The organism is Paenibacillus sp. FSL H7-0323, assembly GCF_038002725.1.
GTDB lineage: Bacteria > Bacillota > Bacilli > Paenibacillales > Paenibacillaceae > Paenibacillus_AQ > Paenibacillus_AQ odorifer.
This window is the reverse complement of the sequence record NZ_JBBODB010000001.1, coordinates 5,681,267-5,695,573: the sequence shown is the minus strand read 5'-3', so window position 1 is coordinate 5,695,573 and position 14,307 is coordinate 5,681,267. Positions and strand designations below refer to the sequence as shown.

8 protein-coding genes are annotated in these 14,307 nt (G+C 34.5%); 2 read left to right on the top strand and 6 right to left on the bottom strand.

Features of this window, described 5'->3' with window-relative positions:
- Positions 1 to 105 precede the first annotated feature (105 nt).
- Positions 106 to 1,896 carry a flavocytochrome c gene (locus tag MHH89_RS25565; RefSeq protein ID WP_341088453.1) on the top strand — a complete coding sequence of 597 codons (1,791 nt, stop codon included), beginning with the start codon at positions 106 to 108 and terminating at the stop codon, positions 1,894 to 1,896.
- A gap of 1,336 nt (positions 1,897 to 3,232) precedes the next feature.
- Here the strand turns inward: MHH89_RS25565 and MHH89_RS25560 are convergent.
- The 5 genes from MHH89_RS25560 to MHH89_RS25540 form a co-directional block, all read right to left on the bottom strand.
- A complete protein-coding gene (locus tag MHH89_RS25560; RefSeq protein WP_341088451.1) occupies positions 3,233 to 5,983 on the bottom strand; it encodes a DUF262 domain-containing protein in 2,751 nt (916 codons plus the stop codon).
- The gene (locus tag MHH89_RS25555) at positions 5,967 to 8,531 is read right to left on the bottom strand and encodes a DUF262 domain-containing protein (protein WP_340397734.1); all 2,565 of its coding nucleotides are present in this window, start codon (positions 8,529 to 8,531) and stop codon (positions 5,967 to 5,969) included. Before MHH89_RS25555 ends, MHH89_RS25560 begins: the two co-directional genes overlap by 17 nt.
- 768 nt (positions 8,532 to 9,299) lie before the next feature.
- Positions 9,300 to 11,231: a DUF3732 domain-containing protein gene (locus MHH89_RS25550; RefSeq protein ID WP_340397733.1), complete on the bottom strand. Its 1,932-nt coding sequence runs from the start codon at positions 11,229 to 11,231 to the stop codon at positions 9,300 to 9,302.
- Complete coding sequence (locus tag MHH89_RS25545) at positions 11,228 to 11,740, bottom strand: three component ABC system middle component (protein ID WP_340397732.1); 513 nt, start codon at positions 11,738 to 11,740, stop codon at positions 11,228 to 11,230. The genes MHH89_RS25550 and MHH89_RS25545 overlap by 4 nt, the downstream gene beginning before the upstream one ends.
- Positions 11,719 to 12,861, bottom strand: a complete 1,143-nt coding sequence (locus MHH89_RS25540) for a hypothetical protein (protein ID WP_341088449.1) — start codon at positions 12,859 to 12,861, stop codon at positions 11,719 to 11,721. The genes MHH89_RS25545 and MHH89_RS25540 overlap by 22 nt, the downstream gene beginning before the upstream one ends.
- 355 nt (positions 12,862 to 13,216) lie before the next feature.
- Between MHH89_RS25540 and MHH89_RS25535 the strand changes: the two genes are divergently transcribed.
- A complete protein-coding gene (locus MHH89_RS25535; RefSeq protein ID WP_340397730.1) occupies positions 13,217 to 13,522 on the top strand; it encodes a hypothetical protein in 306 nt (101 codons plus the stop codon).
- A 106-nt stretch (positions 13,523 to 13,628) separates the two neighbouring features.
- Here MHH89_RS25535 and MHH89_RS25530 read toward each other — a convergent pair whose 3' ends face one another.
- The gene (locus tag MHH89_RS25530) at positions 13,629 to 13,961 is read right to left on the bottom strand and encodes a helix-turn-helix domain-containing protein (protein WP_341088447.1); all 333 of its coding nucleotides are present in this window, start codon (positions 13,959 to 13,961) and stop codon (positions 13,629 to 13,631) included.
- Positions 13,962 to 14,307 lie beyond the last annotated feature (346 nt).

Sequence of the window (14,307 nt, the reverse complement as noted above, 5' to 3'; positions counted from 1 at the left end):
ACATGAAATAACATTCATGTCTAGGCCAGAGATAAAGGATTTGCCCAGCAAATCTTCCTCTCCCTAGTGTATGTAACCAATCCACAACAGAATGAAGGAGATATTATGCGAACTCACACGAAAAAGCTGTTATCTATTCTACTAGTCCTCAGTCTTATGTTCACGCTTGCTGCTTGCGGCAGTAAAGATGCAGAGCCCGCTGCAGATGCAAACGGAGTTCAAGTCTTTGAAGGAGTTGGGCAAGGTAAACATGGCGATATTAAAGTACAAGTCTCCTTATTAGATAACAAGATCACTGACATTAAAGTAACAGAGCATAAGGAAAATGAAGTACTTGCAGAACCTGTTTATACGCAGCTCAAGCAAGAGGTCATGGCAACTAACAGCGCAAAAGTTGATGCCATTAGCGGATCTACAGTTACAAGCAAAGGATATCTCGAAGCCATTCAAGATGCCATTACGAAGTCTGGACTTACCCTTGTCGCTGGCGCTGCAGTCAGTGGAAGCAAAGACAAAGAAGAAGCCGAGCAAACCTATGATGTTGTCGTCATCGGTGCCGGGGGTGCTGGCTTTAGTGCGGCTATCGAAGCGAAGAGCGCTGGAGCTAATGTAGTTCTGCTCGAGAAAATGCCAGCTGTTGGCGGCAACACATTGATTTCCGGTGGTGAGATGAATGCGCCTGACAACTGGGTTGAACGTGCTCTTGGCATCACAGATGACACGGCTGACTTGTTCTATAATGATACGATGAAAGGCGGAGACAACCTCGGGGATCCAAAGATGGTTCGTATTCTTGCCGACAATGCTCTAGCATCTGCCGAATGGCTGCGCGATGATATCAAGGTAGAGTTCTTACCTGATCATCTGTTCCAATTTGGTGGCCATTCCAGAAAACGTGCGTTGATTCCTGTAGGTCATACAGGTGTTGAATTGATTACTAAGTTAAAAGCCAAAACAGACGCTGATCAAATCACGATCAAAACGAATATGAAAGCCGAAACCTTGCTGAAGGACGAAAGCGGCAAAGTAACAGGTGTAACTGCGACTTCGGGTACTGGCGACAAAATCACATTCCATGCGAACAAAGGCGTCATCATCGCTACCGGTGGTTTTGGATCCAATGTAGAGATGCGTAAGAAGTATAACCCTACAATGGATGAAAAATATATGACTACCGATACACCAGGATCTACAGGTGATGGTATCGTTATGGCAGAAACGATTGGCGCCAAACTGACAAACATGGAGAGTATTCAAACGTATCCAATCTGTAATCCTGAGACAGGTGTTATTTCTCTGGTTGCAGACTCCCGCTTCGATGGTGCGATCCTGATTAACCAAGAAGGCAAGCGCTTCGTTGAGGAATTAGAACGTCGTGACGTTATTTCTAAAGCAATTCTTGCCCAAACGGGTGGATATACGTATCAATTATGGAATCAAGGCATTGAGGATATCGGTAAAACGATAGAAGTTCATCAAGACGAATACGATCAACTCGTTAAACAAGGCTTGCTCTTTAAAGCCGATACGATTGAAGAGGCCGCTGATTTCTTTAAAATTGACGTGAACACTTTGAAAGAAACGATTAATAAAGTAAATGATTATGCGAAAACAGGTAAAGACCTTGATTTCAAACATCGCGGTGGATTGAAATCTCTTGAAAAAGGCCCTTACTACATCGAAAAAGCTGTACCCTCCGTTCACCATACAATGGGCGGCTTGGTGATCGACGAGAAGACTCGCGTTTTGAATGAAAAAGGCGAAGTCATCCCTGGGTTGTTCGCTGCAGGTGAAGTAACAGGGGTCATTCATGGTACAAACCGTCTTGGCGGTAATGCCATCGCTGATATCTTCACATTCGGCCGGATTGCAGGCAAACAAGTTGTAGCAGAGTAATCTTATTTTTTGTGTAACTGCTCTACTAATAAGTTATCCTTAAAAATGTACAAGATAGTTTGTAAAGTGCAGGTTGACTCTAACTTTCAAGCTGCCCTCTATGACATAGCAAACCGCCCTGTTCGCAACATTGCGAACAGGGCGGTTTGCTATGTATTCGTGTCATCGGCATGAAAAAAATAAGCACTGTGATCAAAAGTGTGACCACGATGATCTTCACGATTTTTTTATGGTGGAGCCTAGGGGCTACGCTCGTCTAACTCGCTGCTCTTTTATCGTTCCGAAAAAGAAATATTATTCCACTCTGTTTTTGCTTTCATTGCATTTCTCTCCTTTAACTGAATGTGAAAAAGCGCAGGAACTTGTCCCTGCGCCATGCTTCCGCAATTTGCGGAAACAAAAAGAGCCCCATATGGTACCCTCGAAGGTTCCATATGGGGCTGACTTTTTGCAGGATCATTAATAAATGAGAAAGAGCCCTCACGGATAATAGGCATAGACCTACTTCGTAAGAGCTTTATTATGCAGATATGTGGTTGGCGAACGCTTCTAATTAATGGCCAGATATAATGGAAAAGCATATAGCCAACCAATGAATCCAATATATAATCGGATATTAATATTCAGGGAAATCCCTGATAAAATTTAATTCCCCGTGCTCGTCCACAAAAAATAGACGTTCTATGTTACTCGCCAAAATTTTTACAAATATATTTTATGATATTATCCTCTGCTCGGCGTTTCGTAATACTTCAGTGTCCGAAGTTTCCGGGCGAATATGACTGGTCATTGCATACTCTTGCTGCAGCTGCGCTCTCGACTTCGCCTTGTTTTCATTTACATTCTTCTGTTACATCCCTCACCAACAAAGCCACCGACTCCACATGCACCGTATGCGGGAACATATTATCCTGGGATGAGATCTGTTACAACCTACAGAAACCTTGATATTACGGGATTTTTTTCATTCATTCTCCGCTCTGGATGGTTTCATTCCAATCGTTTTTGTTGATGTTTTACATCAGTTTTACATCAATATTCTTCTTCTAGACTTTCCGCGGTATTAGACCATATTACAAATTATTTTTGTCATGGACTCTAACTACGGAATATATGAACACTAATGTTACTACTAAACCATAATGTCCACCATTTGACTGCGTATGCTCTCCTGATTCTGACTGACAAGCTGTCCAGTAGTTGGTTTGAAAGGTGTATGTTTTTTAAGTGTCTATAAATATAAAGTTGTCTATTTATTAGTTTGCACTGACAGGACATCACTACGGGTTATCCGTTCACATCATCTGATGATGCCTCACTCTGGGTTTAATTTGAATTAGTTGAGAAGATATTTGCATTCAATATAATGGAGCCTTTCATCATCAACAAAGCTTTCTTTATTAATTTGCGATATACTACTATTTTTGTATTTATGTCTAAATACATCCTCATAGTTGTATGTGTAGCTACGTTTATCCCAGATCGCATAATCGGCATCATCTATATTTTTATATTCGTTAACTTTCGTTTCGAAATCCTGTATTTTAACTTCGATATCGGATATTTCACCGGAATTATTAAGATTATATCTGTATTGCTTATACTGATTCCCATGAGAAAACTCTGTAATTACCACTTCCTTATGAGTAATCGTGATACTAGAATTAGGTTCATATGGAAGATCAATGGCGTGCATATAACCAAAGACACCTCTTACTCGTCCTATTTGTCCACCAAATTGGTAAGATAAATATTTTAATTCATCTCCACTCCATAATAACCGCAAACCAAACTGATTAATAATATTTAAATCTGATCCCAATAGAACACCATTCTCATATTTTGTTGCAGAAAAGGGTCTCCCGTAATAGTCCCAGACATAGGAACTATAACTATCATATTTGTATTTTGAATTATTATCTATAAAATCATACATATAAACTGTTGAGAAGAAATTATATTTCCATTTGGGATTTCTATAGTTATGCTTAATATCAATATAAACTTTTCCCTGTACTTCGTCATACGAAACAGTGTTATCCAATAGCTCCGAACGATTTCTATCAACTGCATACTTTAACCAACTTGCTTCATATTCCGAATCTGCAAATTGATTCTTTAACCAACCTTTTCTCTGTTGGTCGTCTGATAAACCATTGGCTATCCAAATATCATATGCTCTTTTTACAAGCTTATTTTTTTCCTCATTTAGCTTATGACCTTCCTTATTTTTATCTTCCATATCATCATTTATGAAATAATAATTATCTTTCCAATAATGAATATTTCGTTTTCCTGACTCATTCTTGGCACTTATTTGTTGATTTATCATATTGGAGGTCAATAAATTATTATTATTTTCATCCCAGTAACTCGCTACAGCGAAGAGCTTTTTCCAAAGTAGCTGTTCTTGTTTTGACTTACTGCAAAGAAATCTATCTGCCACCTCCATATATCTCAATAAACCATCTATCTTCTCTTTCGTAATTTCATTTACCCACATATCAGATATACTTAATAAATATTGAATTTGCCGTTCACCCGATTTTTCTTCTAATGATGCAAACAGCTGGTAATCTTCATTCAGCCTCATAATAATTCTTGCTTTAATACACTGCTCTTTAAATCTGACTTTTATATCATTTACATCAGTAGTCCCACAATTATCCTTATGCACTTTCAACTTTGCAATCACTTTATCTGGCGTTTCTTGAGCAAAGAATTCGAATACATCTGGATATTCTGCACTATACTGAGCCATTAATTCAATTGTTTGAAACCCGGCCTTTTTCCACTCCTTATATTTCAGATTAAGAAGTACATAATCTAATTGTTCAAGCTTATTTATGTTGGCATATTGCTGTTGTGATTTGAAATAATAATAAACATACCGCAAGCTAGATACCAGGTTATCAGAATCATTTGTCTTAGACTCATATATTTGTTCCCAGAATAATATCATGCGCTTTTGAATTCCACCATCACCAGCTATTGTTGTTAGCAAAATATTTAAAAACTCAAAATATTCTCTCCAAAATTCCGATATATCATCTTTTTGGGATTCGGAATATATGATGGAATAATAAACATCAAATGTTATATGTTCATCCTTGGCTTCACCTCTAATAGACCGCAGGAGAATATATGTATTCATCAACAGTTTGAGGGTCTTATCATTAATTTGTTTTGTTTTTTCCTCTAATTTTTTCTCTTCTGAGCATTCCTTATAGAAAATATCAATATACTTCTGATCATATTGGTATACAAATTTTTGATTTTCTTTAATTTCTTCTCCAAATTTGTTCTCTAACAAAGATAAAATTGCTTTTACATTTTCAAATTCATCCAGTTGCTTTCCCCTGGCATTTAATCGAATATAATTGGTAGAAGCAGTATTTTCCGCATCTCTAGCAAATTCAGAAAGAAAATCAAAACAAATTACAGTACTAGTTTTTAATTGATCATAATATTCCTCGGCCTTAGAAGTATCAATTTTTGTTTCAGGATTGTCTATAAAATCACTAAATACATTGATAATAGAAATTACCGTAGTATCTGTAAGCCACTGCGACTTAAACCACGCTTTCAATTTAATTTGCTCTAACAGTGTACGTTTATGGCGATCACGGCTTTTAAAAATATTTAGCCACATTTCTTTATTTTCCTTAATTCTCAAAAAGCTGAAAAATTCATTCGCATAATTTCTTGTCTCATAGTAAAAAGACTTCAGCTCGCAAAAGCGCTCAAATTCTCCCTCTGCTGAGTTTAGTGCCAAATACCAATGCAGTAAATATAAGAACGTAAGCCTCTGTTGACCATCAATAGGATAAAATATGGTATTCGCACCTTCGTCTTCATCTTCATGCAAACCATATACAATATTCAGACTCAGTTTTTTTCTCGACTGTAAGCTTTCTTTAACATCTTGGATCATTCTTAATCTTTTGCTTTTTATACTTACCTCATCCAGTCCCTGAACATAATCACGTTGAATGGCAGGTATACATATATTATATTCCTCTAATAACTTATATAAGGAATATTCTTGTTTGGGTATGGGTAATACATCTTTATACTCTATTAACATTCCTTTTACCCTTCCCATCCTTTTTAAAGTCTAGAAAATCTTTAATTGTCGCAATAATATCAAGTACATATTCATATCTACTCTCAAACATCCAGTATTCATCTGTAGATCGTTTTTTTGCGTATACATCTGTAAAGGCTAAAATAGTTGCCAAAGGGATAAATTCTCCCGACTTCATTTTTTTAAAGATTGCTTCTTTTTTTTCGTTAAATGGTTTATTGCCGACACTTTCACTTCCATTAACCATATTATCTAACAATGCCATATTTCCAATTGAATTATCAGACATCAAACCATTAAACTCATCTTTAAAAAAGCGACTTACCTCGGCTTCAATTGACTGGTTTACTCGGGTGAGTATTTCCTTCAGCCAAGAAAGATAATGTGCACATGTTCCTATATTATTTATGTTTTCTATTTTATCGATGATAGCTTCATATATGCTTTTAAATGTTCCATTAAAATTAATAGTTCCTTCTTGACCATCCTCATAAACTTTAGAATTCAATATAAATAAAGATCCATCCATATATTTATCTATGTACCCTGTAATAAAATCAGGAAATTGTATATTCGGTAGTAATTCCTTTAACACTCTAATGCAAATTTCACGATCTTTTTCAAATATTGAGATAATCTTCTCCACCTCAATTTTTTTAAATATATCTTTATTAATTGTTATATGTTCAATTATGGATTCTTGGTTTTCTCGGTATATTAATCCTTTGTTTTTTTCCAAAACCCTGATTTTCGATAATAAATCTATGGATTTTTGAATCAGCTTTATTTTTTCGGCAAATTCTTTTTCGTATCCGTCCTCATCGTGTTTTTGTTTTAAAAATAATTTAATTGCTTCCTTGTCTTTAGTCCAATTAATTATTCCAGAGTTATCAAGTTCAAATGGAGAATGGGAATGTTTCTCTTTCCCGTATAAATAATTGATATACTTAAAGATCATTTCGTTCTTTAATACAATATTTCTATTTACATCCAAATTATTGGTGAATAGACGTAAAAGATCCTTTTGTGCCTTTAGTGTATTTTTTGTGGAAATTCTAGTATTTTGAGGAAATATATGCTCTCTAGTCCACTCACGGTTGATATTATTATGCTCAAGAAAATTATAACGATTACCAATTCCTGTTGATTTAGATAAAATTATCAAATTATATAGCAGCAATATTTCACGCAATTCGTCACCTTTGCCATATCTGATCGATTTTATCTTATCTTCAATATTTTCTTCTCCGTACATCATTTCTCTAATTTTATTTTTAATATAAGGAATACGTTCATCCCGGTCTTTTTTTAATAATTCATAAAATGTTTCATAACTTTTCAGATAAAAAAAGCTTTTGTTCTCGCCTTTTTTTTGTTGATAAAGGGTAATAAAACTAAGTAAATTGTATATACTAGCACCCTTCCCTGTTTTATTCTTACTTTTATCATCTTCTATTTGAGTTCTTCCGTCACTTTCATACAACTCTTTCAATTGTTCAAAAATATCTCTGATTTCACCCCAGGTTTCATCATTATCTAGAAGCTTCTGCACTCTTGCAAATAACGGATATTTATATGATGAACTTAATTTTTCTATATAACCATCAACTTCCCCCCTAAGCTCTAATTCATTTTCCAATAATAAATACTCAAATAAAACATCGATTCTAGTTCTACTATGATTTTTAATACTATACTGGTCTTCATGAGGGAGAAAAGCCCAAAAGTCCGGTTTTCGCAATTCATTTTCTATAAAATACCATACTTCCGAAATGGCAAACTGCTTTTCTTTGACCTTGCTTCTTTCAAGTTCATTGTTAAATCGGGTAGGATTCATTATTTCTGCTTTTATAAGCTCTGCGTCTGTCAGTTCTATTTTCCCCATGTTAATCTTTGAAAATTGTGTTATTTCCGAATTTCTCTTATCATTCTCATTTGTATTGATTGGGTACCAAATGAATTCACACTCATTCAACAGTCGCTGTTTTAAATCATTCAGATTGGGAGAATCTTTTTTCAATAATTCATTTACTTTATTGACGGATGTGCAAAATGCATCGAGCATGTATTCGAAATCCAAATTTTTCTCTACAATTTCTTCTATTTTATACAGTTTAAACGCTTCCCATAAACTCTCTTGATTCAAGCCCTCCATTGGCAGATCAGCTAAGTTTTTATAATCAGTTAAAAAACTCAGAAATATAGCACTACTTGTACGACTCTCATATCTTAAAGTCATCGTTAGGTTTAAATCCTGAATGGTGATATCCGGGTCTTTTGAGATCAAATAATTTAAAGCCCCTATTATAATAAATATTGTTGTTAGACGCTGTTGCCCATCTATAACATTCCATACCAGCTCAGAGCTAGTAACATTACTAATAACAAGAGGCTGAAGGTAATACTTCTTACCTTGCTCTTTATAGATATCATCAATAAGTTGTGCGACCTGGTTACTCCCCCAGCGGTAGCCTCTTTGATAGGAAGGAACAATAAAATGGAAATATAATATTTCTTTTACCGATTTATAATAAAGTTCATTACTCATTTAGTTAATCATTCCTTATTAGCATTATGATTTTTTTGTTTTTATCATATATAATCAATTCAAAAATTTGAAACCAAACTAGTATGTCTGACCATTCTTCCAATTAACTATAACTAAATTAGCATGCCCTACCTCAAAACCATACTAGTTATGGAACGAGGTGCAAAATTATTCCTATTTTAATAAAGGCGAATTAAAACCGACCGTTACTAGAGCCAACCGATAGTTCATGAAATCTGTGAGTGAATAATCACCAATCTCTTTAAGTCCAAAGTAATCGGAACAAACTTATCTTACTTAGTACTTCCATTCACTTCAGGAGTAATCATTCTAATCTCAGTCCCAACTATCCAGAATAATAACTACAAATAGCTGATTTCTAAAAACCCTCAGTATAAATGAGCTGCTAATTACAATATCCAATCTATTCTCTCGACATATTTTGCCATATACCTCAAAATAATAGCATTAAATACATACTTTAATTTCCATATATATGTAAAAAGAGTAAGGATTTCTCCCCACCCTTTGCTGTATCCGCCAGTACATCTCAACTATAGTCTTTCTGTTCAGTATAAATAAACTACTGCTAAAAAATAGCCCTTAAACCCGCATTCCACCGTTGCCCGATAAAATAAATTCTTGCTATAAATCACGATTTCCGCTCAATTTTCTCGTGCTCTGGCAACCATTCGTGGATATCATATTTCGGATCTCGGTCATTCTATGAGGCCCCTATAATCCCTTTAATTAGAATTATTCCCCACCTTAGATAAACTTATTTTCTTTGCCTCTCCAGTTCTTGCGGAGATAATCTTTAAAGTTATAGCCTTCAATATCCAACTCTCCAACGTGGTCAGTAACAATAACTTGAGGCTTAAAATAAACTGTTTCTTCAATCAGATCTATTTCTTCCAAGATGGTCTTGTAAATCTGCTCTACCTTTTGAACATCATTGGATTTTTCCTTTGCCTCAATATACATTTTCTCAGGAAAATAAACTTGGCTTGGCTGGTCAAGAAAAAGTATCGATGGTATTGCTGAATGCTCCTGTACAGCAAAGAAGTGTAATATACTTAAAAAAAGACTTACATGACAAGCGAGCCAATTGGCCCCGCTACCCATCTCGCTCAGATAAACCCAAGTTTTATTTTCTTTATCGTGATGATACAAATCGAACGTTTCTAAGCGAAAATTCATATCTACCGGTCTAAATTCTTCCTCAAAATCCATCTTTTCTATAATTCTACTGATATTAGTTTTGAAGAATGTAGTCGCTTGTGAATAATAAGAATGTAAATTGTATCCATTAATTAACTTATTCAGTTCATTAATTCTAATATCTATCTCATCATCATTTTTCTTGAGGTTTATGAGTTGCTCTTCTACTCGCTTACACTCAATATCAATTTCAGCTCTTGCATAAACTACCTCATGGTCTAATTTTTTTGAATTTCTCCATCTATCTGTAATTCCTTCAATTTTACTAATTTCCCCTCCAAGTCTTCGTATTTCTTCATTTAGTTTTTCTTTTTCCATATTCAAATTATGAATTTGTAAATGAAACTCATTGCCCATCCCCCTGACACTTGCCAGTTCTTCGACTAGCCACTTTTTCGAATCCTTGATAGACACCATTCTCTGTGACAAAGATTGAACACCTTGTCCACATAAAGGACACTCATAAGAGTCATTTTGATTTAACGAATGATTCAAAATGGCTTTAAGTGATTTCAAATTGGATGAATAGTTTTGTCCATGACCATGACTCATATCCAGATTATTAATGCTCATTTCCATGTCATATCTATGCTGCTTCAGTTCTTCGCGCTGTTTTTTTAAATCATCATATCGGCGTTCCATTTCCTCTGACAAATAACTTTCTCTTGTGAAGTCAGGCAAGTTCCTTCTTAAATTCAATAACCTATTCAATGAGATATCGTTATCCAGTGTTCTCCCTACTAACATGTAATAACGTTTGAATGTATTTAATAAATCCAATCTAATTTTCTCAGTTGATTTACTGTAAGATTGTTGGATCTTTTCATTCCGTTTCTGTTGTTTTAAAAGTTCGTCCAATTCTAAGCGATAATTATAATATCGCTGATCTACCCATCCAGCAAAAACAGGAAATTGTTTAATTGTTTGTTCACGTTTTTGTGAATCCTCAAAACGGTAGAACAAAGCAAACTTACTAGCTACTAAATTTTGGTGTTGAAGCATATAGGAAGTCATGTTTCTGACGGTAGGTCTTGGTTCACTTTTATTTGCATCAACATTCTCAGTTGAATTCATTACTGAGATTCCAAATTCTTTACCTAATTCAATTTTTGCTTGTTCCAAATTCAATATATATTCATCGGTAAACAGTTCCAAGGAAATTTCCTTCGGTAATATATCTTGGGAGGTACGATACAAGTACATTTGTTTTTTACCGTCATCATCGAACCGCTTCCTACCTACAATCAAATGATATTTCGGAAACTTTAAAACAAGCGCAAACAAATATCCGAATTTTGTAACTTCTCCTTTTGGAACAGTAGATTTTGAACTTCCAAGACAATAATCAATTATTTCTAACAAGGCACTTTTCCCACTTTTAGATTCACCTGTAATAATATTCAAACCATCCGTTAAATCTACATGTCTCTTATCGCCTTCCAGATTGAAGGCTAAAATAGATTTGATAAAAACATTCATCGTAGCGTTACCCCCAACAGACGATATATATTCGAAACTTCCATTTTCGAACATATTAATCCCAAGTAATGTGCAGCCCTGATAAAATCTTTGACATTCTTATTCAAGATGTCTCTATAATCAATTTTTTGAGAAAGTTGTATCATTCCTTCTGAATTCAGTCGTACTCTTCCTTCATTTGTAGCAATGATTAATGCTTGATTTGTTAATGAATAAAAATAGAATACTCTCTCTTGAAGGCCACCTAAAGCTGCAGCTCTTTCAACATTATCTACAAACAAAGACCTTAATGAACTCCTACTCTGGGCTGTTATTAACAAATTTCTAGACGGACGATAGTAGATAATTGGCAAGACGATATATAGAACATTGAAAGGAACTACTGATTTTTCAAAGCCCATAATAAAAGCATGAATAATCCTACTCATAAAGAATGGGTTTAATGTTATATTTTCAATATGGTCAACATTTTCGTACTCCTCATCTGTTACGACTTGATTATATTCCATGAAAAGCCTCTTTCTTCGACCACTTTATGGATTATTCCCTTTTGAAAATAAGGTCGATTAGGATTTATTGAATAGAAATTATTAACCGGCATTTCCATCGCTTTATTATAAAGCCGTTTTGATTTTAAAATAATATCTTGTGGATCCGTTTCATCACAATCATCTTGAAAAGAAGATTTAAATTCCTCTAAATTCCCTCTTATATCCCTTTGAAATTCTTTCAAGTCAACATTAAACGTAGGATTATTCATCGACGAATAGATGATGCTTTCTTGCGCTTGCCAATAATGTAATATCGCACTTGGAACTTTTGTATCGTATTTGATTTCTTTAATCTCTCGAACAAATCTTTTATCCTTGTATCTTTCTTCATCATGCGGTGTGTCTCCTATATCAGGCGGCAAACGCAATCCACCAGCTGAAGTCGTATATCTATTTCGAATTTCGCAAGCAAGCGATTCAAAATCTTCACATGTAATTTCCCATTTATGCGGCTTATCAACGGGACAGGTTAAGATATGACCCATTAAGCTATCAACAAATGATTTCCTGTCACTTTTATTTACACTTTTAAAAAAGCTATTCTTCATTATTTTTCTCTCTATTTCAACAATATCCGTTTGGCTGGTATATAGCTCAATCTTTTCAATTATTGTTAATATTATTTCAACATCATAATGAAAAACGGCTTCATAAATGGAACGAAAGCCTTCTTCAGCTTTGTTTTTTTGATGACCAATCTCTGATATGATTTTTAATCTCTCATGTGCTTTAACTAGATTCCATGATTTTAGTTTGCTGTTTTCTTTGAAATTAGAGGTAGTATATAATATCAATTTTTTGAAATCACGCATATTGTGATGATATTTCACCCAGTTGAGCAGAGTTTTCCAAAAATCTATATGTCGGTCATTAAGAACATGCTCACCCTGATGTCGCTTGACCTCTAAATTCTTTGAATCTTCTTCTGATACAATGGATATGTCTCCATATTTCTCGACTAGAATCGTTTCACTCTCTTGTAGGTCAAGACAATACGAAAGAACAACATAGTAATGATATATGTCGCCTAACTTAGTTTTTGTATCATCATTTTTCTGCTTTACTAGATTCGATGACAATGGTTCATTCACTTCCTTTGGTCTAGAAGTTATAGTTCAATAGTTCGACAACGATACTCATATTCCCTTCATTTCCTTTTTAATCCTACAATTTCCTCATCATTTTATTGGATTTATTTCACTAATTACAAGCGATTACATTTTGTGTATAGTCGGCAATTTGCCCGAAAGTAGGAAAAATCATTTGCTGCTTTTATAATGTTAGTGTTGAATTCTATAATTACAGACTCTTCAATATCTTAGTTTCTAAGAGCTCATACATATTTAGATATTGGTCTCTTTTTGAAACAGCTATTTCAAAAGTGATTATAATTGAAATACTTAATTTATATAATTAGAAAGGCGGCCATCATATATGCCACTTTATCGTAAACGCAATATTCATCATGTCTTAGTTTCAATCGAATTCGATGATTTAAGAACTTACTCTGAAAGAATGGAAGTGCAGTTGCAGCACCAATTCGATGGATTTAATCAGTGGATCGAACAGCAATCCAAAGGAATGTCAGACGAGGATAAAAATGAATTTGGTGAACATTACTCCGATGAATACCATAAATTATCTAGAACAAACCCAACGTTCAGTCCATGCTACCACAATATAACCAGTAATTATTTACCGCTTGTATTGAATGTTAATCTTACTGTACTGTTAAAATAATAAACCACCACAGTCTATTTCATCCGTATCGGATGGGATAGTTTGTGGTGGTTTTTTTCTGATTAAATATCTTTATGAAGCAATTTAGCTAATTAACGTAGAACCGTTATTCAGGATATGGGGTGTTAGTGTGAATCCATGAATTGATTGAATCTCTGTTAAATAATATTCTTCTTCGTACTCTTATAAAGGGAATTTGATTTTCACGTACCATTGTATAGATACAGTCTGTTGAAACACCAAGATAATCAGATAACTCCGATACAGACAGTACAGCTTGCTGCTGAGGATTATTTTGGCGAAAGATTAAATTCTCGTCTCTACTTTCAACAGTAGTGTGAGATTGAAACTTTTCCTTCTCGACACAGACTAGTAGCTTTTCTTCCATTTGTACTAGTGTTTTTAATAATTGAATTCGTAATAATTCATATTCGCTCATAAAGTTCACCTCCAATAGCATTGTTTATTCCAACAATTTACATAAAGTGATAATCACAGTGATTGATGCATTTGATTTGAGCTTTAAGAATACAAAATCCCAACTTGATATGATTTTGTATGGATATATTATTGCCGGTATGCCTTTACTTTGGAGTTTTAACATCTTTGTTTATCTAATTGCGGTTTCAGTAATGTTAAGCATCAGTTATTAACTCACTCCAGCATGCCTAAGTTATACCTGGGACTTACAGATGTAAATTATCAAGCAAATCCCGATATACTACAGAATCATTATTCCTCCAATCAACATCAAGAAGCTTTTCAACAACAGTACCTCGGAGGTG

Coding starts and splice junctions, on each gene's coding strand:
- MHH89_RS25555 (WP_340397734.1), bottom strand. CDS start 8,531: ATGAGTAATGAACTTTATTATAAATCGGTAAAAGAAATATTATATTTC.
- MHH89_RS25545 (WP_340397732.1), bottom strand. CDS start 11,740: ATGGAATATAATCAAGTCGTAACAGATGAGGAGTACGAAAATGTTGAC.
- MHH89_RS25560 (WP_341088451.1), bottom strand. CDS start 5,983: ATGTTAATAGAGTATAAAGATGTATTACCCATACCCAAACAAGAATAT.
- MHH89_RS25535 (WP_340397730.1), top strand. CDS start 13,217: ATGCCACTTTATCGTAAACGCAATATTCATCATGTCTTAGTTTCAATC.
- MHH89_RS25530 (WP_341088447.1), bottom strand. CDS start 13,961: ATGAGCGAATATGAATTATTACGAATTCAATTATTAAAAACACTAGTA.
- MHH89_RS25550 (WP_340397733.1), bottom strand. CDS start 11,231: ATGAATGTTTTTATCAAATCTATTTTAGCCTTCAATCTGGAAGGCGAT.
- MHH89_RS25565 (WP_341088453.1), top strand. CDS start 106: ATGCGAACTCACACGAAAAAGCTGTTATCTATTCTACTAGTCCTCAGT.